Source organism: Flavobacterium sp. DSR2-3-3 (assembly GCF_049896585.1).
Classification (GTDB): Bacteria; Bacteroidota; Bacteroidia; order Flavobacteriales; family Flavobacteriaceae; genus Flavobacterium.
This window is the reverse complement of sequence record NZ_JAFCUP010000005.1, coordinates 266,350-287,766: the sequence shown is the minus strand read 5'-3', so window position 1 is coordinate 287,766 and position 21,417 is coordinate 266,350. Positions and strand designations below refer to the sequence as shown.

The following is a 21,417-nucleotide window of genomic DNA, read 5'->3' as shown; positions in this document are numbered from 1 at the left end:
ATGATTATTTTTATCAAAAAATAAAAAAATGAATCAAACACTTGAGGTCAACATTACGACCAGAAATATGGTTTCAAAATTTCTAACGGACTATACTTTAGAGCAACTCAATACGATTCCGGAAGGATTCAGCAACAATATAATTTGGAATATTGGCCATATTATCGTGTCGCAACAATTATTAGTGTATAAGCTTTCTGGTTTGCCTATGTTGGTTTCTGATGATTTGGTCGAGAAATACAAAAAGGGAACCAAGCCGGAACATATAGTAACACAGGTCGAAGTAGATAAAATTAAATCGTTATTGTTTGCAACAATTGATCAGACTAAAGCTGATTTTAATAATAAGGCTTTCAAAAACTATAATGAATATCCTACTTCAACTGGTTTTACCTTACAAAGTGTTGAAGATGCATTGGTCTTTAATGTTGTTCACGAAGGACTTCACCTGGGGAATATGATGAGTATCAGAAAGTTTATTTAGGATTTATACTTATGAATATTGGGAGCTTAATCCCGCTATTCGCTCATATCTTTTACTTTTTAAAGAAAAAAGTAAAAGGATATCCGCTTCTATCGGGGCTAGCAAATCGTTAAAAAAAACACGAAATGGTCTTTAAAAAATGTTTGATTTTTTAAAGACCATTTATTATTTAACAGCCAAATAATCATTCACTTCAGTGTACGGCAATAATAATTCTTTTGGTCCGTCATCGTACGATGCTGCTTCGTAGGAATTGTAATAAAGTAGCAATCCTTTATCCGTATAAAAAATATTTTCGGGCAGTTGAAACTTTTCTTTCTCAAACATTAAACCGGTTGCATTGATAGATTTGATAGCTGGGATTTTATATTTGGCTCTGAATTTTTTTTCGGCGAAAGCCTTAAAATCCAGTTTATTATGAAACAATTCCTCATTCGAAATGGTTTTTCCGGTATTTGGGTCAAAAAGTAGGGAACGCAAACCTTGGTATCCATGAGCGCCACCGGTGTAGGTGTAGTGTTTGATTTCAATATTTAATACTGCATCTGATTGGTATTTTACGTTTCCTTCAATGTCAGCTTCCCAGCCAAATTTGTCATTGGGAAATTAATTTTGGAGTTTCTCGTAGGAGTCAATAAATGAAGCCAATAAACCATTATAATCAGATGCAGTGTATGGCTTTTCGCCAAAATAAATAATCTCTTTCATTACCGAAAACACTTTTTTATTGATGCTGTCCGCTACTACTGGGACGGCATTTGCAACGGGAATTTTTACACTGATAGAAGGACAATTTTCTTTGCAGGGCATTGTGGTTTTTTTCTGAAAAGATTCCGTTTCAAAAATCAATTCTTTAGAACATTGCACTGCTGAAAAAAGTAGTAAAGTGTAAATAATAAAGTGTTTCATCTCAAAATTGTTAATTAAAGACAAAGGTATTATCTTGTAGCTTGGTTAAAATAAATTAAAGGGTAAATTTGCGAAACAATTTTGCATTAAAAATTCAACTTATGAAATTCAATACTAAAGTCATTCACGGTGGACAACACCATGACCCAAGCACAGGAGCAGTTATGCCTCCAGTATATCAAACATCAACTTTTGTACAAACCAGTCCGGGGCAGCCTATAAATCCGGATTATGAATACAGCAGAGCTGCTAATCCTACCCGAAGCGCGCTTGAAAATGCATTGGCAAGTATTGAAAATGGAACGCGAGGATTGGCTTTTTCGTCAGGATTGGCAGCAACGGATTGTGTGTTGCGTTCTTTTAAATCAGGGGATGAAATTATAGCGATGGACGATTTATATGGTGGAACCTACAGAATGTTTACCCGTATTTATAAAGATTCCGGTATTAAATTTCATTTTGTAGATATGAATGACATCGAGAAATTCAAGTCATTAATCAACGAAAACACGAAATTGGTTTGGGTAGAAACACCAACGAATCCTTTGATGAAATTAGCCGATATTCAGGAAATTGCGAAAATCACAAAGGAAAAGAAAATCCTTTTTGCGGTTGATAATACTTTTGCAACGCCTTATTTGCAAAAACCATTAGACTTAGGAGCTGATATTGTAATGCATTCAGCAACTAAATATTTGGGAGGCCATTCTGATGTTATTGCCGGGGCTTTGATTGTAAAAGATGAAGCGCTAGGGGAACAATTGCATTTTCAACAATTTGCGACCGGAGCAACTTTGGGACCTATGGATAGTTTCTTGGTTCTTAGAGGAATTAAAACCTTGCATTTGCGCGTGGAAAGACATTGTGAAAATGGAGGAAAAGTGGTAGCGTTTTTAAACAATCATCCAAAAGTAAAAACTGTTTATTACCCGGGATTGCCAAGCCATCCGTATCATGAAATTGCCAAAAAGCAAATGAGTGGTTTTGGAGGAATGGTGTCATTTACTTTTGTTTCAGGCAAAAAAGAAGATGCAATAGACTTTCTGGAGAAATTAAAAGTTTTCACGTTAGCAGAATCTTTGGGCGGAGTGGAATCCTTGGCGAATCATCCGGCTTTAATGACGCATGCTTCCATCCCGGAAGACAAGCGTAAGGAAGTTGGAATTACGGATGATTTGGTTCGATTAAGCGTAGGAGTTGAAGATGCTGAAGATTTAATTGAAGATTTAAAACAAGCATTAGCGTAACAGAATATCTTTTAAACAAAAGCTCCAATTCAAAATTTAGAATTGGAGCTTTCGTTTTTTATAAGGAGTATTTTAAATGCTATTGTAAGTAATAAATATATCCCACATTAAACCAAACCAACCAGTCGTTTGCTTTATTTTCTTTATAAATTTCCGGATTAGGATTTAAACCATCTACCCAATTCGAGAAGAAATATTGGAATCTTAAATCAACCATTAAGTCCGATAAGGGCGCTAATTTATAACGAGTTCCCACACTGGAAACAACGGACCAAACGGTACCGCTCTCCGAAGAAAATCCATAAGGACGGCCGTCGGTTGGTGTTAAATATTTTGGAAACGTTGTCAAAGGAGTTCCTAACGGACCTAAAGCGGATGAAACTTCAGCATTGTAATAACTAAATTGTCCGCCAACGCTAACAAATGGGCCAATGCTGCCTGTTCTTGCTGTAAAATCACGAATACTCCATGGGAAAAATTCCAGTTGCATACCAAGATTAGTAACCGCGGTACTCCCAGTCATTGCTTTCAATTGCTCTTTTCCTAACGACGGTTTTCCTTCAACATATTGTCCAAAATGTTGCAATTCAGTTTTATTATAAGATAGTTCAGATCTTAATTTAAAGTGGTCATTAAAATACGTTTCAGGAGTATAACAATTACAATCTGCTTTGTAAGAAAAGTTTAAATAGTGAATAATTCCAATACCAATTCCAGTGTTTCCGGCGTTTGTGGAAAAATCATGTCGTTCTCCATAATCCGATTGAAAAGCTAGTGGACCGGCAATAATTCCCACTTCATGCGAAAACCCACCGAACTGAGCATTTAGATTAGTAGAGAATCCTACAAAAATTAGTAAAAGCGGTATTATTTGTTTGATCATTAGGGGCAAAATTTTCAAATCCCGACAAATATATAAAAAACATCATTCATTTATGTACATAAATTCACAATTAAAAATAAGTAGACAAATTCTTATTTACTTACGAAAGTGGTAGTTATTAGCTGTAAAAGTGGAGATCTTAAATACAATTGGTTAAGAATGCTTAATAAAAAGATAATTCTATTGATAAATTGAAAAAACAGAGTCCGAATATTTTTATAAAATGTATCTTTGTAAATTATAACGAAATCGTTTTCTTAATTAATTATTTATAATCTATGTTACTAAAAATAAATGATTTTATGGCTCAAGTTGAAGCCAAGAATCCAAATGAACCTGAATTTATTCAAGCTGTTAGGGAATTTGCAGAAACTGTAATTCCATTTATTGCAGAGCAAAAAAAATACGACGGAAAAAATTTGCTCCTTAGAATAACTGAACCAGAACGGTCAATTATATTTCGTGTTCCATGGGTAGACGATCTAGGGGAAATTCAGGTAAACAGAGGTTTCAGAATTCAAATGAATTCAGCAATTGGACCTTACAAAGGTGGAATACGTTTTCATCATACCGTGAATTTATCAGTACTTAAGTTTTTAGCATTCGAACAAGTATTCAAAAATAGTTTAACCACTTTGCCAATGGGCGGTGGAAAAGGAGGATCTGATTTTGATCCACAAGGAAAGTCTGATGGTGAAGTAATGCGTTTTTGCCAGTCTTTCATGACTGAATTGTGCAGACACATCGGGCCACAATTGGATGTACCTGCAGGAGATATTGGAGTTGGAGCCAGAGAAATTGGGTATTTATTTGGTCAATACAAAAGAATCAGAAACGAATTTACCGGAGTATTAACGGGGAAAGGATTAGCTTACGGCGGTTCTTTAATCAGACCGGAAGCTACGGGTTATGGAGTAGTGTATTTTGCGGAACAAATGTTGAGAACTATTGGTCAAAATATTAGCGGTAAGACTGTTTCAATTTCTGGCTTTGGAAATGTCGCTTGGGGAGTTGCTTTAAAAGTAAATGACCTTGGCGGAAAAGTAGTTACAATTTCTGGTCCTGATGGTTACATTTATGATGAAGAAGGAATTTCTGGTGATAAAATTGATTTCATGCTTGAATTGAGAGCAAGAGGTGATAATAGAGCCGAAGCGTATTTAGAGAAATATCCAAAAGCTGTTTTCCACAGAGGAAAAAGCGTATGGGAAGTAAAAGTAGATATAGCGATTCCTTGTGCAACTCAAAATGAGTTGAACGAAGAAGATGCTAAAAAATTAATTGCAAACGGTGTTATTTGTGTAACTGAAGCGGCAAATATGCCGTGTACATTAGAGGCCATCAAACAATTCTTGAAAGCCAAAGTACTTTTTGCACCAGGTAAAGCAGCAAATGCAGGTGGTGTAGCGGCATCGGGATTAGAAATGACTCAAAACTCTATTCGTTTGAACTGGACAAGCGAAGAAGTAGATTCAAGGTTAAAAGAAATCATGGTTGGAATACACAATCAATGTAAACAATATGGTACAGACAGCGAAGGATATGTGAATTACGTAAAAGGAGCAAACATTGCCGGATTTGTAAAAGTAGCGGATGCTATGCTAGCTCAAGGGGTGGTGTAAATAAGGTTTTATTATAATTTAAAATGCCTTCTTCCATGTTATTGGTCGAAGGCATTTTTTTATGTAACAAAATGCTAAGACTTTCGTTTGTTCTATATTTGTAAACCAATAGTCATACAAATAATGAAAAAGAGCGTTTTATATTTTTTGCTTCTGCTTTTTGTACAAATGGGTTTTGCCCAAAGTAATTTGTCATGGCAGGGCTATTTCTCCTACAATGAAATTAAAGATGTTTCGGAATCTGCAACCGCTGTTTTTGCCGCATCAGAAAATGCATTATTTTCTAAGAATACCACAACAAATTTAATCAAAACGACCAATACTATTGATGGACTTTCCGGACAGACTATTTCATCGGTTTACCACAGCGCAACATTCAATAAAACAATAGTAGGTTATGAAAACGGACTCATAATTGTTATTAATGAAGCCGATGGAAATATTCTGAATGTGGTCGATATTGTCAATAAACAGCTTCCGGCAAACATAAAAAAAATCAATCACTTCATGGAATTTGAAGGTGTTACTTATGTTTCCTGTGATTTTGGAATTGTCCAATTTAATTTGACCACCATGCAATTTGGCGATACTTATTTTATTGGTGATAATGGAGCTGAAATCATTGTGAATCAAACTGCATTATTCAATGGGTTTATTTATGCCGCTACCAATAATGGAATAAAAAGAGCCGCTATATTTAATGAAAATTTAATCGATTTCAAGCAATGGGCAACAATTACAACCGGAAATTGGTCCGGAATAACAACTTTTGACACCGATTTGTATGCTGTTGATTCTTTTGGGAATGTTCAAAAATTTTCTACCACATCAAATTCTTTTACTGGATTTACTCAGCTTCCCCAGCGTGCAGTAGATATGCGAGCAACAACAGATTATTTGATACTGACAACTTTGAATAGTATCTATATTTACAACAATCAAATGGTTTTGGTGCGCCAAATAAATACCAACCAAATCCCGGAAAGCAATCTCGGATTTACCTGCGCTACTATAATTGGAGGTGTTGTTTTTATTGGAACAAAAGAAAACGGATTTATTACCACTTCGCTTTCTTCGGCTGCAACTTTTGAAAATATAACGCCTACAGGTCCTTCCAGAAACAATATATTCGCGCTTCAGGCCACACCGAATGTGCTTTGGACAGTTTACGGCGATTATTCCGGCGATTACAATCCGTATCCATTAAACAGTTACGGTATCAGTAAATTCAGTGCCGCTGGATGGTTAAATATTCCTTATGAAAAAGTTTTTGGGGCGAAATCAATAACCAGAGTTACAATTAATCCCAGCAATGAAAATGAAGTATATGCAAGTTCTTTTTTTTCGGGATTATTAAAAATAGAGAATGACGTACCAAAAATTTTGTACAATCAAACCAATAGTGGCTTAGAGTCTTTGACATTTGTAGGTCCTAATTACATTGATATCAGGGTTAATGGAACGGCATTTGACAAATCCGGGAATCTTTGGGTTACCACCAGCCGAATAAAAAATGGATTAAAAGTACTAAAACCAAATGGGCAGTGGCAAAGTTATGCTATGGATGCGATTTTGGCTTCACCGATAGATAATAATTTTGGTACAATTGCCATCGATAAAAATGGCACCAAATGGCTTTCTACTAGTGAAGATGGTGTTGTTGGGTTTAATGAAAGTAACAATAAATTTAAAAAAATAACAACAGGACCTGATACCGGGAATTTGCCAATTTCAAATGTAAGAGTGGTTGCGGTAGACACCAGAAACCAATTGTGGATAGGAACGACAAAAGGTTTGCGGGTTTTGCCAAACGTAAGTAGTTTTCAATCAGAGGACCAAATGACAGCGAATCCAATAATAATTTTAGAGGATAACCTGGCGCAAGAGTTGTTGTATGAACAGTTTATTACCGATATTGCCGTAGATGGGGCGAACAATAAATGGATTGGCACTGCGGATTCAGGCTTGTTTTTAGTATCGCCAAACGGACAGGAAACCAAGTATCATTTTACAATAGACAATTCACCGTTGCCCAGTAACATTATAAATGATATCGATATAAACAATGCTACAGGCGAAGTTTTTATCGCTACTGCCAAAGGATTAGTTTCTTTCAAAGGAGTTTCGACTGCTGCCAATGATGATTTAAGTAATGCATACGTGTATCCAAATCCAGTGCGACCAGAATACCAAGGAACCATCAAAATTGCCGGATTACTGGATAAAGCTACTATTAAAATCACCGATATTGAAGGAAATTTAGTGCATGAAGCTACTTCCGAAGGTGGAACAATGGAATGGGACACAACAGCTTTCGGTAAATACAAAGTCGCTTCTGGAGTGTATATGATTTTTATTTCGGCGCAAGACGGGGTGGAAACGAAAGTTAAAAAAGTAATGATAATTAGATAGTGTTCAGTGATCAGTCACTAAGTATGAGAATAGTGGTCAGTTCTCTAAAATCTAATAATCTAAGAAGTCTAATAATCTAATACTATAAACTTGTTAGTAAAAACCAAAGCCATCGTTATTTCGTCTTTAAAATTTCAAGAAAAAAGCTTGATTGTGAAATGCTTCACTTTGTCTCATGGGTTAAAATCGTATTTTGTTCGGGATGCTTTTTCTTCTAGAAAATCCAATCAGAAAATTGCATATTTTCAACCCTTGACAATTCTTGAGATTGAGGCGGTTCATAAAAACAAAGGCACTTTAGAAAATTTCAAGGAAATAAAAATTGCCTCGCCTTTTCATTCAATATATTCAGATATTTATAAAAGTACGATTGTAATGTTCATTTCTGAAATGCTGCACCATTCGATTCATGAAGAGGAAGAAAACGAGCCGCTTTTTGCCTTTCTCGAAGCGGCTTTGCATTGGTTGGACAATCACGATGAAATTGCTAATTTTCATTTGATTTTATTATTGGAAACTACAAAATATTTAGGCTTTTATCCTGATACTTCGGACATGGATATGCCTTTTTTCGAAATGAACGAAGGTATTTTTACGCCTTTTAGCGCCATCAGTTCACTTACGGAGCATGAAAGTACTTTATTTAAAAAACTGATTGATTTAAAATTCGATAGCAATCAAAAAACATTTCATGTCATCGAAAGACAAATCGTATTGCGAATACTGATTGATTACTTCAGTTTTCATTTGGACGGATTCAAAAAACCAAAATCTTTAGATGTTTTAAGAGAAGTTTTCTCTTAAAGATTATTTTTTCTATTAAAATATAATTTTGCATTTAAAAGTAAAGTATATTTGTCTTTTAATCAAGTTTGTTGTTCTTTAAGTAAAGCAAGCTTTATCTAATTATCTTTATGAAACCAAAAGTAAAACAAGAAGGAGATATCGAGAAAATCAATAAATTTATAGGTTACCAGTTGCCCAATAAATTTAAAATTGTTGGTTTAGTTTTGTTTATTATTTCAATCATTTCAGTTCCCATTATCTCCAGCTATTTAGGGGAGCTTCAACACCGTGATTTATTTGAGAGAATTGCTTGGACTTTTGCTGTTTTAGGATTACTTATGATTTCAATTTCAAAAGAGAAAATGGAAGATGAGTTAATGATAAAAATCCGTCTGCAATCGTATAATTATGCAGTTATGGGAGCAGTGCTACTTTATTTAATAATGCCTTTTGTTAACTATGCTCTTTATTTTAACAACTCATATACGCCAAAAATGAATGGAAGTAAAGATGTTGCTGTTTTAGCACTTTTGCTAACTATTCAGATTCTAACTTTCAGGAAGTTAAAAAAAGCGTATAATGAAGAATAGACTAAAAGTTGAACGCGCCATTTTAAATATTACGCAAGAAGAATTGGCAGAGAAAATAGGTGTTTCGAGGCAAACTATAAATTCCATTGAAACCAATCGGTATGTGCCATCAACACTTCTGGCGCTAAAACTGTCAAAGTTATTTGAAAAATCAGTTAATGATTTCTTCGAGTTAGAAGGCGATGAAAAATAATAGGTAATAACTGTAAGGAGATAAGAAATTCTGCGTATTTAAAATAATCAATAATTTACTGATATTTTTTCTGATTTAGCGTATCATTAAAAATGCTATTAAAGAACTTATAAATTTTAAAATTGTCAAATAATTATTTAGTATATTTGATATAATTATTCATTTTTATATCACAACCTACTGATAATCATAATTTTGATTACTATGCAACTTATTTTTACTATCCTTCAGTAAAGGAGTAATCAAGTTTTAAAACATCAAAAGTCATAATATAATTTAGTACAACAAGAAGCCCTAATTTCGATAGAATTCATTTACGGAATACTGTTCTTTTATTAAATTTAAAACTCACAACATGAAATCAAAACTAAAAAAATTCGGAACATTGTTGTTAGCGATTGCTTTTTCTGGTGAAGTAGTTGCACAAACAAAAGACGCTTCAAAAGATCCTAACATTGATAGCAATGTCAGAGAATTTTTGAAAGTCCTTAATTCTGCACCGGGTAAACCAGCAGAACAATTGCCACCAAAAGAAGGCCGGGCAGCGCTGACCGCCTTGCAGTCGTCAGTAAAAGTTGACATCTCTGGCGTAGTTGTTACAGACAAAACGATTGTAGTGGATGGACAAAACATTGTGCTGAACATAGTCAAACCCGCAAATGCAAAAGGCACATTACCTGTTTTTATGTTCTTTCACGGAGGAGGCTGGGTGCTCGGAGATTTTCCTACTCACCAACGTATGATTAGAGATTTAGTGGTTGAATCTGGTGCTGCAGCGGTTTTTGTTAATTATACGCCATCTCCAGAAGCTCATTATCCAGTTGCGATCAATCAAGCTTATAATGCTACGAAATGGGTGGCTGAAAATGGAAAAGAAATTGGAGTAGAAGGTAAAAGACTTGCAGTTTCGGGAAACAGCGCTGGCGGAAACATGGCGGCGGTTGTCGCGTTAATGGCTAAAGATAAAAAAGGACCAACTATTAAATTACAGGTTTTATTTTGGCCAATTACCGATGCTAATTTTGAAACAGAATCCTATAACTTATTTGCAAAAGATCGATTCCTGACTAAAAATTCAATGATTTGGATGTGGGATAATTATACAAGTGATCTAAAACAACGTAAGGAAATTTATGCCTCACCCTTGCAGGCAACAACTAATCAATTAAAAGGATTGCCACCAGCATTGGTACAAACAGCACAAAATGATATTTTAAGAGATGAAGGAGAAGCGTATGCGCGTAAGTTAGACGAAGCAGGAGTAAAAGTTACTGCAACACGGTATAATGGCATGATTCACGACTGGGGATTGTTAAATCCAATTAGCACCGTTCCCGGAACTAAATCAGCGTTATTGCAGGCAGCTTCAGAAATAAAAAAAGCATTGAAATAAAGCTTGATTTTGTACGTGTAAATCAATATATTTTTAAAAAAAGCATCCTTGATCTGTCAATCTGGATGCTTTTTTATTTTTTTCTCAGAACTAGACAAAACTGACATATAAATTTTTATTCCATTTGTACTCCATAAAAGGATCCTAACGTCCTCGATAATGCAAAAACTCTTCACTCTTTACTTATAACTCATAACTATTTATTACTTTCGCACTTTGATATAGAAAAGGATAAAATGAGCACAAAATTTACTGAATACAAAGGACTTGACTTACCAACTGTAGCATCAGAAGTACTTGATTTTTGGAAGAAAGAAAATATATTTGAGAAAAGTGTAACCACTCGTGAAGGGAACCCACCATTTGTGTTTTTTGAAGGTCCGCCTTCGGCAAATGGATTACCTGGAATTCACCACGTGATGGCGCGTGCTATTAAAGATATTTTTTGCAGATATAAGACTCAAAAAGGGTTTCAAGTAAAGCGTAAAGCCGGCTGGGATACCCATGGTTTGCCTGTGGAATTAGGTACCGAAAAAGAATTAGGAATTACCAAAGAAGATATTGGAAAAACCATTTCCATCGAAGAATACAACGAAGCGTGTAAAAAAACCGTAATGCGTTACACGGATGTATGGAATGATCTGACCGAAAAAATGGGTTATTGGGTAGATATGGAAGATCCGTATGTGACCTACAAATCTAAATATATGGAAACGGTTTGGTGGATTTTGAAACAAATTTACAACAAGGATTTGATGTACAAAGGCTACACTATTCAGCCGTATTCTCCAAAAGCAGGAACAGGATTATCATCGCATGAAGTGAACCAACCAGGAAGTTACCGTGATGTTACGGATACGACTGTTGTGGCACAATTTAAAGTAATTGACGCGCATAAAGAATTGTTATTCTCTAAGTTTTACGATTATATCAGTTCTAATAATTTACTGCATTATAAGTTAGAAGCTTTGGATTTACACGAAATCTTTATTCTTGCTTGGACAACAACTCCTTGGACATTGCCGAGTAATACGGCTTTGACTGTAGGTTCAAAAATCGAATACGCTTTAGTAAAAACATTCAATCAATATACGTTTCGTCCGGCTACATTGATTTTAGCCAAGAATTTAGTGGCAAAACAATTCGGAAAAGGCTTTTTTGAAAGTACTAATCCTGCTGATTTTGAAAACTTTAATGAAGGCGACAAAAAAATTCCATATCAGGTTTTGGCGGAATGCAAAGGAGCTGATTTAGTTGACATTCGTTACGAACAATTAATGCCATTAGTGCTTCCGTATCAGAATGCTGAAAATGCTTTTAGAGTAATTTCAGGGGATTTCGTGACTACCGAAGATGGGACGGGAATCGTGCATACCTCTCCAACTTTTGGTGCTGATGATGCAAAAGTAGCTAAAGAAGCTACACCAGAAATCCCTCCAATGTTAGTTCTGGACGAAAATGGAACTCCGGTTCCGTTAGTAGATTTACAAGGAAAATTCACTTCACATGTGGGCGAATATGCCGGTAAATATGTGAAAAACGAATATTATAACGAAGGTGAAGCGCCAGAACGTTCCGTAGATGTTGAAATCGCGATTCGATTGAAAGAAGAAAACAGAGCGTTCAAAGTAGAAAAATATGTCCATAGTTACCCACATTGTTGGAGAACAGACAAGCCTATTTTGTATTATCCTTTGGATTCTTGGTTTATAAAAATCTCTGAAGTTAAAGACAGAATGTTTGACTTGAACGAAACTATCAACTGGAAGCCAAAAGCGACAGGAGAAGGACGTTTTGGAAATTGGTTGAAAAATGCCAACGATTGGAATTTATCGCGTTCAAGATTCTGGGGAATTCCATTGCCAATTTGGAGAACCGAAGACAAACAAGAGGAAATCTTAATTGGTTCTGTTGAAGAGTTATACAACGAAATTGAAAAATCTATCGCTGCAGGTTTCCAAAAAGAAAATCCTTTTAAAGGTTTTCAAATTGGAAATATGACGGAAGAAAATTATGATTTAGTTGATTTGCATAAAAATGTAGTTGATGAAATTACATTAGTTTCTGCTTCTGGAAAAGCAATGACGCGTGAAGCTGATTTAATTGATGTTTGGTTTGATTCTGGAGCTATGCCTTATGCGCAATGGCATTATCCTTTTGAAAATAAAGATAAAATTGACGAAAATAAAGATTTTCCTGCTGATTTTATCGCCGAAGGAGTGGATCAGACTCGTGGTTGGTTTTATACTTTGCACGCCATAGCAACATTAGTTTTTGATAAAGTAGCCTATAAAAATGTAGTTTCAAATGGATTGGTTTTAGACAAAAACGGACAAAAAATGTCCAAGCGTTTAGGGAATGCCGCTGATCCTTTCGAAACATTAAAAGAATACGGTCCGGATGCGACGCGTTGGTACATGATATCGAATGCAAATCCTTGGGACAACCTGAAATTTGACTTAGAAGGAATCGCTGAGGTTCGCCGTAAATTTTTTGGAACTTTATACAACACCTATTCATTCTTTAGTTTGTATGCCAATATTGATGGTTTCAAATTTGAAGAAGCAGAAATTCCGGTAAACGAAAGACCGGAAATTGACCAATGGATCATATCAGAATTGAATACTTTGATCAAAGAAGTGGACGGTTTTTATGCGGATTATGAACCAACGAAAGCAGCTCGTGCAATCTCAGAATTTGTACAGGAAAACTTGAGTAACTGGTACGTTCGTTTGTGTAGAAGACGCTTCTGGAAAGGGGAATATGCGCAAGACAAAATCGCTGCATATCAAACTTTATATACGTGTTTGTTAACCATAAGTAAATTGGGCGCGCCAATCGCTCCATTCTTTATGGACAAACTTTACAGAGATTTAACCTTAGCAACACAGTCAGAAAAGTACGACAGTGTACATTTGGCGGAGTTTCCAATTTCGGTTGAAAACTATGTTAATAAAATGTTAGAGAGCAAAATGCAGAAGGCGCAGACTATTTCATCATTGGTGTTATCACTCCGAAAAAAGGAAATGATAAAGGTACGCCAGCCGTTGCGAAAGGTAATGATTCCAGTACTTGACGACAATCAAAGAGCTGAAATAGAGGCCGTTTCTGACCTCATAAAAGCAGAGGTAAACGTGAAAGAAATCGTACTTTTAGATGATGCATCTGGTGTTTTGGTGAAACAAATTAAGCCTAATTTTAAGACGCTCGGACCTCGTTTTGGAAAAGATATGGGCTTGATTTCTAAGGAAATACAAGGATTTTCAAAAGATCAAATTTCTCAATTAGACAAGGAAGGAAGTTTGAGTATTACTATTGCAGGAAAAAACGTAATTTTAACTTTAGAAGAGGTAGAAATAACATCACAAGATATTGAGGGTTGGTTGGTGGCCAATTCAAACGGAATAACGGTTGCGCTGGATATTACAATTTCACCAGCATTAAAACAAGAAGGAATTGCCAGAGAATTAGTAAACAGAATCCAGAATATCCGTAAAGATTCGGGATTTGAAGTTACTGATAAAATCAAAGTTCAATTGAAACGAAATGGAATTTTAGAAGAGGCGATTTTAAAAAATGAAGCGTATATAAAATCAGAAACATTAACAAGCGATTTGGTTTTTGTGGATGAAATAGAAAACGGTACAGAAATCGAATTTGACAATATAAAAACAATGCTATTAATTTCAAAATAATATAAAGATGGTAGAAGAAGCAACAAGATACTCAGACGCGGATTTGGCTGAGTTCAAACAGATAATCTTGAACAAAATTCAAAAAGCACAATCAGATTTAGATTTAATAAAAAGCGCTTACATGAATGATTTGAATAACGGTACTGACGATACGTCTCCAACATTCAAAGCATTCGAAGAAGGAAGTGAAAGCATGTCTAAAGAAGCAAATTCTCAACTGGCTATTCGTCAGGAAAAGTTTATTCGTGATTTGAAAAACGCACTCTTCCGTGTAGAAAATAAAACATACGGACTGTGTAAAGTTACAGGCAAATTAATAGGGAAAGAAAGATTAAAAATCGTTCCTCACGCAACAATGAGTATCGAAGCAAAGAACTTGCAACGATAAACCTGTTGTTAAACAAGATTTAACGCTCCATTGGGAGCGTTTTTTTTGATTAAATTGTTATTTTTGCGCCATTAAAATTTATAAAATGTCATTACGAAAAGCGTATCTCCTTATTTTTATTTTATTACTTGTCGATCAAGTTTCCAAAATATATATTAAAACTAATTTTATTCTAGGTGAAGAAGTTGAAGTATTCAAATGGTTCAAAATTCTTTTTATCGAAAATGAAGGAATGGCTTGGGGTACTGAAATTCCGGGTACGTACGGAAAATTATTCCTGACACTTTTTAGGTTGGTTGCTGTTGCTGGAATTGGTTATTGGCTATGGGATTCTGTAGAAAGAAAACACAGTTCTAATTATTTAATTGTAGCCATTTCGTTGATTTTAGCAGGTGCCTTCGGGAACATCATTGATTCTGTTTTTTACGGCGTTATTTTTGACGACAGTCAACAACAATTAGCCACTTTGTTCTCAGATGAACCTTATGGAACTTGGTTTCACGGAAAAGTAGTAGATATGTTTTACTTTCCTTTTTGGCATGGAAATTTACCAAGTTGGTTACCAATTTGGGGCGGAAAAGAATTTACTTTTTTCAATGCAATTTTCAACATTGCAGATATGGCGATTTCTACTGGAGTTGGAATCTTGATTTTTTTCAATAAAAAAGCATTTCATCACGATTAGATTCAACGTTTTTTACCACATACAAAAAGACCTGTTCATGATTTGAACAGGTCTTTTTACTTTATTAGTTTTTGTTGTGTCCGGGTGCATAACGTTTGGCGCTTTTTCCGCCGTATATTTTTTTAGCTTGACCTGGAGGAAGTCTTTTAGCTTTATAGGTTGATCTGCTGGTTCCGGTTTGAATGCTGCAGTTTGAAAATGAAACGGCGAATAAAATAACCATAACGCTTACGGCAAATCTTGAATTTTTGAATGTTCTCATAACTTAATTGAATTATATATGATGCGAAAGTACGGATTAAAATTAAAACGAGTGAATTGAATTTGGCGTCACACAATAATCCAGTCGTATGTCACCTTCAAAAACATCGGTAATTTGTTCTTCGGGTTCGAAGAAAGAAAGTCCAATTTTGATTGCATCCGGTTTACATTCTGATAAAAAGGCATCATAAAATCCCTTTCCATAACCCACACGATTTCCTTTTTCGTCGAAAGCCAAAAGCGGAACAAAAACCACATCGATTTTAGTCGAAGGAATTTCAATGCCATCAACAGGTTCTGGAATGTTGTAGTCGTTTTTCTTGATTTTAGTATTGTCAGTCAATAGGAAATGCGTCATCTTTAGGGTGGCAAAATCAGCTTTGGAGATAATAATTTCCTTGTCTTTTCCACATAATACGTGAAGAATAAATTCGGTATTTATCTCTTTTTGTTCTGTAATAGGTAGAAAAATATGAAAGTAGGTTTGCTCCCAAAGAGGAAGTGTCAGTATTTTATTGGCTAAAGCCAAACTCTTTTCCTCGATTTCATTCTCTGAAAGGGAATTCCGTAAGGCTTTGTATTTTTTTCGCAACGCAGTTTTGTCCATTATAGTAATTTTATTCGCCTTCTTCTCCAAAAGCATTTGACAAATGATAAATGGCATCGCCTTCATACACAATTGGGGAATGATTGGCATTTATAATGTAACCGTCGTTTGTCGCTTTTACTTTTCGCTCAAACTTCCCGAACGGATCAGTTATGGTTGCAAGAATAGTTCCTTTTTTAACAAATTTCCCTACAGTGTCATAATCATGTAATAATCCGGAGCATTTGGCTCGTATCCAGCCTGATTTTTCAATATAGATGGTGTTGAATTTCTGATGGACTACAGTATGTTTTGGGTCTAGCATATCAAGGTGCGAAAGCAGACGTTTCGCTCCGTTTATGCCTTCTTCGGCGATAGCATTATTGATATCTAATGACTTTCCGCCTTCAAAAAGCAACATTTTGACATCCATTCGTTCGCTAGAACTCCTAAAAGACCCCATTATGTTTCTGGAATATAGGGTGAACGGCGCATTAAAGACATCGGCCAGAATTTTTAATTCCTGATTGTTATGCGTTATTCTAATTTGTGGTGCGTTGAAACGGCTGGCTCCACCGGCATGGAAATCGACGGCATATTCAACCAGAGGCATGATTTCGGCTAAAATATGAAATGCAAATCGGCTGGCTAATGAACCCGTTTTGCTTCCCGGAAACACGCGGTTTAAATCTCGACCGTCTGGAAATTCTCTGGATTTATTAACAAATCCATATACGTTTATGACTGGAATACAAATGATTGTACCTTTTTTTGGCTTGTTGATTTTTTTGTGAATGAGCTGTCTTACGATTTCGACGCCATTGATTTCGTCGCCATGAATTCCTGCCGAGAAAAGCACTACGGGACCTTCAAACTTGGAGCGACATACTATTATAGGGATGTTCAATTTTGTAGTGGTGTGCAGTCTGGCAATTTCGACATTGATGGTTTTGTTTTCGCCCGGAATAATGCTTTCGCCAAAAAGAACGATAGGTGTGGTATTGATTTTCATCATAAGTTCTTCAAACGATAAAAATAAGGATTATAACGAATTAGAAACTAAAATTCTGATAAAAATTTTGCCAGAACGATTTCAAGAGTATTGATTTGTATTTCGGGATTTTTGAGATTAACTTTGTTACATGAATCCAACAACTTTAGCCTTACAAATTCAAACCTTACCTGATAATCCTGGCGTATATCAATATTACGATAAAGAAGGAAAGATTCTATATGTGGGCAAGGCCAAAAATTTAAAAAAAAGAGTTGCGTCCTATTTCAATAAAATTCATGATACGGCTAAAACTAATGTGCTAGTAAAGAAAATTGTCACGATAAAACACATTGTAGTTCCTACGGAAACCGATGCCCTTTTATTGGAAAATAATCTGATAAAAACCTTGCAGCCGCGTTACAATGTGTTACTGCGGGATGATAAAAGTTATCCGTGGTTGTGCATCAAGAAAGAACCTTTTTCGCGCATTTTTGCAACTCGAAGAATGGTAAAAGATGGGTCGGAATATTTTGGTCCGTATACCAGTTTCAAAACCGTAAGTACTATTTTAGAATTGATTAAAGAGTTGTATCCGCTTAGAACTTGCAATTATGATTTGAGTAAAAGCAATATCGAAAGCGGGAAATTCAAGGTGTGCCTCGAATATCATATTGGTAATTGTATGGGGCCTTGCGAAGGATTAGAAACTTTAGAAAATTATCAAAAGCAGGTGGATGCTATTCGCGAAATCCTGAAAGGAAATTTCAAAGAAAGCATGAAGGATTTCAAGCGGGTCATGACGAATCTAGCTGCGGATATGCATTTTGAAGAAGCTCAAAAAATAAAAGAGAAAATCGAAGTTCTGGAGAATTACCAATCTCGGTCCACGATTATAAATCCAAAAATCACTAATATCGATGTGTTTTCAATAGTTTCGGATGAAAGCGCGGCTTATGTGAATTTCCTTCAAATTTCACATGGTTCAATTATTCGTTCGCATACGATGGAAATTAAAAAGAAATTGGATGAACCCGATGAAGAATTATTAGAATTGGCGATTGTCGAGCTACGGGAGCGTTTTCATTTATTATCCAGAGAAGTCATCGTTCCGTTTCACGTTGATTTAGGTGAAAATATAAAGATCACCGTTCCACAATTGGGAGACAAAAAGCAAATTCTGGATTTATCCATTCGAAATGCTAAGTTTTACCGCATTGAACAACTCAAGCAACTGCAAATTGTAGATCCGGATCGCCATACTAAAAGGATTATGGCGCAAATGCAAAAAGATTTGCGATTGCCGGTAGAGCCAAGACACATTGAATGTTTTGATAACTCAAATATTCAGGGAACGAATCCCGTGTCGGCTTGTGTGGTTTTTAAAGATGGAAAACCAAGTAAGAAGGATTACCGTCATTTTAATATAAAAACGGTTGAAGGACCTGATGATTTTGCCTCTATGACCGAAGTAGTGTACAGAAGATACAAACGATTGCTGGATGAAAACCAACCGTTACCGAATTTAATAATTATTGACGGTGGAAAAGGACAATTGTCTTCGGCATTGAAAAGTATCGATGAGCTGGGATTACGCGGAAAAATAGCCATTATTGGTATTGCCAAAAGACTGGAAGAGTTGTTTTACCCGGGAGATTCTATTCCGTTATATTTAGATAAAAAATCAGAAACACTCAAAATAATCCAGCAATTGCGAAACGAAGCGCACCGTTTTGGGATTACGCACCACCGGGACAAAAGGAGTAAAGCAGCGCTGAATTCTTCAATAGAATCCATTCCCGGCATTGGAGAAAAAACCATGTTGACTTTGATTCAGCATTTTAAAAGTGTTAAAAGATTGAAATTAGCGACAGAAAAAGAAATTTCGGACGTTATAGGTATATCGAAAGCCAAAAAAATTACCGAATTTTACAAGGCAACAAAGGAAAATTAATATTCGCCCATTCTATCACGGAACAAATGGCTGCTTATGAAGAAAATCGCACTATTATTCATTGTTTTTGCCAGTTTGGCTGTGTTTTCGCAAGAGCAAAAACGACCTAAAATAGGTTTGGTTTTGAGTGGTGGTGGTGCAAAAGGATTTGCTCATATTGGAGTTTTGAAAGTATTGGAAGAAGCCGGAGTCAAGATTGATTACATTGGCGGAACCAGTATGGGAGCTGTTATTGGGGGACTTTATGCTTCGGGATACAATGCTAATCAGATTGATTCTATTTTTCAGGCGACAAATTTCAATGAACTAATCAACGATTTTATTCCCAGATCTTCTAAAAATTTTTACGAAAGAAGAAATGATGAATTGTATGCGTTAGTTCTGCCGTTTAATAAAATGAAAATTGGAATTCCGGAAGCCTTGTCTAAAGGAATGTATAATTATAATTTATTGAGCACAATTACGAGAAACGTAAGACACATAAGGGATTTCAATCAACTTCCGATTCCTTTTTTATGTATTGGTACTAATATTGAAACCGGTGAAGAAGTCCTGTTAAACAAAGGAAATTTGGCGCAGGCCATGATTGCAAGCTCCGCGTTTCCCTCTTTATTTTCCCCTGTTGAAATTGATGGAAAAATTCTGGTAGATGGTGGAGTTGTTAATAATTATCCCATTGAAGAGGTACGAAAATTAGGTGCTGATATCATTATTGGGGTCGATGTTCAAAATGATTTATACGACCGAACACAACTCAGAGATGCCACTAAAATTTTGGTGCAAATCACGAATCTTCAGTCTATCGAGCGAATGAGGAAAAATGTAACCAACACGGATATCTACATTAAACCGGATGTTACACAATATGGAGTGATTTCATTTGACAAAGGAAACGAAATTATAAGAAAAGGCGAAGAAGCTACCTTTGCGGTTTACGAACAAATAAAAAACATTGTCGATGAGTCTAACCCGTACCGGAAACCAAAGTTAGAATTACGTTCCGACAGCATACAAATTAGAGCAATAAACAGCAATGAATTAGATAATTACACGAAAGAGTATGTCATTGGGAAATTACGATTTAAGCCGGGGACAAAAACGTGTTACAATGATTTATTAAAGGGAATTAATAATATTAATGCCACAAAAAATTTCAGTGCCATATCGTATTCCTTGGAAGCAAACAAGGAAGATGTTGACCTAAATATTAGTTTGAGAGAAAATCCGACAAAAACTTATTTGAAATTCGGGTTGCATTATGATAATTTATTCAAAAGTGGGGTGTTAGTAAATTTGACTCGTAAAAAAACACTTTTTAAAAATGATATTGCGTCATTGGATATTATTTTAGGAGATAATTTCAGGTATAATTTAGATTATTACATTGAAAATGGATTTAATTTAAGTTTTGGTTTCAAATCCCATTACAACCAATTCAATAGAAATGTGGCTAAAGAAATCAGTAGTGCAACATTTAATAATCCGGATATAAATTCCATTAATATTGATTTTACTGATTTTACAAATCAAGCTTATTTTCAATCGTTATTTGTTCAAAAATTTTTAATTGGTGGCGGAGTAGAATTGAAATTTTTAAAAATAAAATCTGAAACACTCGCCAATGTAGATCCAATAATTGACAACAGTAATTATTTAAGTCTTTTTGGGTACATGAAATACGATTCTTTTGATAATAAATATTTCCCCAAAAAAGGATGGTATTTCACAGGTGATATTCAATCGTATTTGCTTTCTTCGAATTATACGGGCGATTTTAAACCATACTCAATCGCCAAGGGTGATTTTGGGGTGGCAGCAACTTTATTTAAAAACGCGACAATAAAATTACAAACGGATGCTGGATTTTCTTTTGGTCAGCAAAGCGTTGCTTTTTTTAATTTTATTTTGGGGGGTTATGGTTATAATCCGCTTAATAATTTCAAATATTTATATGGTTACGATTATTTGAGCTTGGCTGCCAATAGTTACATAAAATCAACGGGAACGGTAGATTATGAGTTCTACAAAAAGAACCACATCAATTTTTCGGCAAATTTTGCTAATATTGGTGATCGGATTTTTGAAACGGTGGATTGGATTTCAATTCCAAAATATTCTGGTTATGCCGTCGGATATGGTTTGGAAACAGTCATTGGACCCATAGAAATAAAATATTCTTGGTCCCCGGAACAGCCCAAGGGATTTACCTGGTTCAGTATTGGGTTTTTGTTTTAATTATAATTTATTTCAATAATAATTCCGATATTTGTTATAATGAAAACAAAATGGCTAGGTTTATTAGAGTATCTTCAATTTCTTATTAAGAGAAATCCTGAGT

General features: G+C 35.3%; 19 protein-coding genes and 1 pseudogene. 13 read left to right on the top strand and 7 right to left on the bottom strand.

The features are described 5' to 3' along the window. The first annotated feature begins 28 nt into the window (after nt 1-28). Nucleotides 29-484 (top strand): DinB family protein, encoded by a 456-nt coding sequence (locus ACP7AQ_RS09185; RefSeq protein ID WP_426090671.1) that lies wholly within the window; start codon nt 29-31, stop codon nt 482-484. 165 nt (nt 485-649) lie between these two features. Here ACP7AQ_RS09185 and ACP7AQ_RS09180 read toward each other — a convergent pair whose 3' ends face one another. The 3 genes and pseudogenes from ACP7AQ_RS09180 to ACP7AQ_RS09170 form a co-directional block, all read right to left on the bottom strand. Then, a complete protein-coding gene (locus ACP7AQ_RS09180) occupies nt 650-964 on the bottom strand; it encodes an RsiV family protein (protein WP_426095247.1) in 315 nt (104 codons plus the stop codon). Between the two features lie 21 nt (nt 965-985). After that, a pseudogene (locus tag ACP7AQ_RS09175) lies at nt 986-1,063 on the bottom strand (DUF3298 and DUF4163 domain-containing protein); the annotation flags it as partial. A gap of 27 nt (nt 1,064-1,090) precedes the next feature. Further along, nucleotides 1,091-1,393 carry a hypothetical protein gene (locus tag ACP7AQ_RS09170; RefSeq protein WP_426095246.1) on the bottom strand — a complete coding sequence of 101 codons (303 nt, stop codon included), beginning with the start codon at nt 1,391-1,393 and terminating at the stop codon, nt 1,091-1,093. A 101-nt stretch (nt 1,394-1,494) separates the two neighbouring features. Between ACP7AQ_RS09170 and ACP7AQ_RS09165 the strand changes: the two genes are divergently transcribed. Further along, nucleotides 1,495-2,640: a cystathionine gamma-synthase gene (locus ACP7AQ_RS09165; protein ID WP_426095245.1), complete on the top strand. Its 1,146-nt coding sequence runs from the start codon at nt 1,495-1,497 to the stop codon at nt 2,638-2,640. A gap of 79 nt (nt 2,641-2,719) precedes the next feature. Here ACP7AQ_RS09165 and ACP7AQ_RS09160 read toward each other — a convergent pair whose 3' ends face one another. Then, nucleotides 2,720-3,523 carry a THC0290_0291 family protein gene (locus ACP7AQ_RS09160; protein ID WP_426090674.1) on the bottom strand — a complete coding sequence of 268 codons (804 nt, stop codon included), beginning with the start codon at nt 3,521-3,523 and terminating at the stop codon, nt 2,720-2,722. Between the two features lie 278 nt (nt 3,524-3,801). On the opposite strand from ACP7AQ_RS09160, the gene gdhA reads away from it, so the two are divergent. The 9 genes from gdhA (at nt 3,802) to ACP7AQ_RS09115 (ending at nt 15,287) form a co-directional block, all read left to right on the top strand. Next, a complete protein-coding gene (gene gdhA / locus ACP7AQ_RS09155; RefSeq protein WP_426062343.1) occupies nt 3,802-5,145 on the top strand; it encodes an NADP-specific glutamate dehydrogenase in 1,344 nt (447 codons plus the stop codon). Between the two features lie 123 nt (nt 5,146-5,268). Beyond that, nucleotides 5,269-7,557 carry a T9SS type A sorting domain-containing protein gene (locus ACP7AQ_RS09150; protein WP_426095244.1) on the top strand — a complete coding sequence of 763 codons (2,289 nt, stop codon included), beginning with the start codon at nt 5,269-5,271 and terminating at the stop codon, nt 7,555-7,557. 90 nt (nt 7,558-7,647) lie between these two features. Then, nucleotides 7,648-8,361, top strand: coding sequence for a DNA repair protein RecO (gene recO, locus ACP7AQ_RS09145; RefSeq protein WP_426095243.1), 714 nt, complete (start codon nt 7,648-7,650; stop codon nt 8,359-8,361). Between the two features lie 110 nt (nt 8,362-8,471). Beyond that, nucleotides 8,472-8,933 (top strand): hypothetical protein, encoded by a 462-nt coding sequence (locus ACP7AQ_RS09140; protein ID WP_426095242.1) that lies wholly within the window; start codon nt 8,472-8,474, stop codon nt 8,931-8,933. Continuing rightward, complete coding sequence (locus ACP7AQ_RS09135; RefSeq protein WP_426095241.1) at nt 8,923-9,126, top strand: helix-turn-helix transcriptional regulator; 204 nt, start codon at nt 8,923-8,925, stop codon at nt 9,124-9,126. Before ACP7AQ_RS09140 ends, ACP7AQ_RS09135 begins: the two co-directional genes overlap by 11 nt. A 355-nt stretch (nt 9,127-9,481) precedes the next feature. Next, entirely contained in the window at nt 9,482-10,519 is a 1,038-nt protein-coding gene (locus ACP7AQ_RS09130; RefSeq protein ID WP_426095240.1) for an alpha/beta hydrolase, read from the top strand. A gap of 236 nt (nt 10,520-10,755) precedes the next feature. Beyond that, on the top strand, nt 10,756-14,214 hold the full coding sequence (ileS, locus tag ACP7AQ_RS09125; RefSeq protein ID WP_426095239.1) for an isoleucine--tRNA ligase: 3,459 nt from the start codon (nt 10,756-10,758) through the stop codon (nt 14,212-14,214). A 7-nt stretch (nt 14,215-14,221) separates the two neighbouring features. Beyond that, nucleotides 14,222-14,602: a TraR/DksA family transcriptional regulator gene (locus ACP7AQ_RS09120; protein WP_426062336.1), complete on the top strand. Its 381-nt coding sequence runs from the start codon at nt 14,222-14,224 to the stop codon at nt 14,600-14,602. Nucleotides 14,603-14,687: 85 nt separating this feature from the next. Further along, complete coding sequence (locus ACP7AQ_RS09115; protein ID WP_426095238.1) at nt 14,688-15,287, top strand: lipoprotein signal peptidase; 600 nt, start codon at nt 14,688-14,690, stop codon at nt 15,285-15,287. A 64-nt stretch (nt 15,288-15,351) separates the two neighbouring features. On the opposite strand, the gene ACP7AQ_RS09110 is transcribed toward ACP7AQ_RS09115, so the two are convergent. Genes ACP7AQ_RS09110 through ACP7AQ_RS09100 form a run of 3 tightly spaced genes read right to left on the bottom strand, consistent with a single transcriptional unit; the run spans nt 15,352 to nt 17,146 of the window. Continuing rightward, nucleotides 15,352-15,549: a hypothetical protein gene (locus ACP7AQ_RS09110; RefSeq protein WP_091203470.1), complete on the bottom strand. Its 198-nt coding sequence runs from the start codon at nt 15,547-15,549 to the stop codon at nt 15,352-15,354. 42 nt (nt 15,550-15,591) lie between these two features. After that, nucleotides 15,592-16,155 (bottom strand): 5-formyltetrahydrofolate cyclo-ligase, encoded by a 564-nt coding sequence (locus ACP7AQ_RS09105; protein ID WP_426095237.1) that lies wholly within the window; start codon nt 16,153-16,155, stop codon nt 15,592-15,594. Nucleotides 16,156-16,165: 10 nt separating this feature from the next. Next, a complete protein-coding gene (locus ACP7AQ_RS09100; protein ID WP_426095273.1) occupies nt 16,166-17,146 on the bottom strand; it encodes a succinylglutamate desuccinylase/aspartoacylase family protein in 981 nt (326 codons plus the stop codon). Between the two features lie 130 nt (nt 17,147-17,276). Between ACP7AQ_RS09100 and uvrC the strand changes: the two genes are divergently transcribed. Next, on the top strand, nt 17,277-19,079 hold the full coding sequence (gene uvrC, locus ACP7AQ_RS09095; RefSeq protein WP_426062333.1) for an excinuclease ABC subunit UvrC: 1,803 nt from the start codon (nt 17,277-17,279) through the stop codon (nt 19,077-19,079). Nucleotides 19,080-19,115: 36 nt separating this feature from the next. Continuing rightward, nucleotides 19,116-21,314: a patatin-like phospholipase family protein gene (locus ACP7AQ_RS09090; RefSeq protein ID WP_426095236.1), complete on the top strand. Its 2,199-nt coding sequence runs from the start codon at nt 19,116-19,118 to the stop codon at nt 21,312-21,314. Nucleotides 21,315-21,417 lie beyond the last annotated feature (103 nt).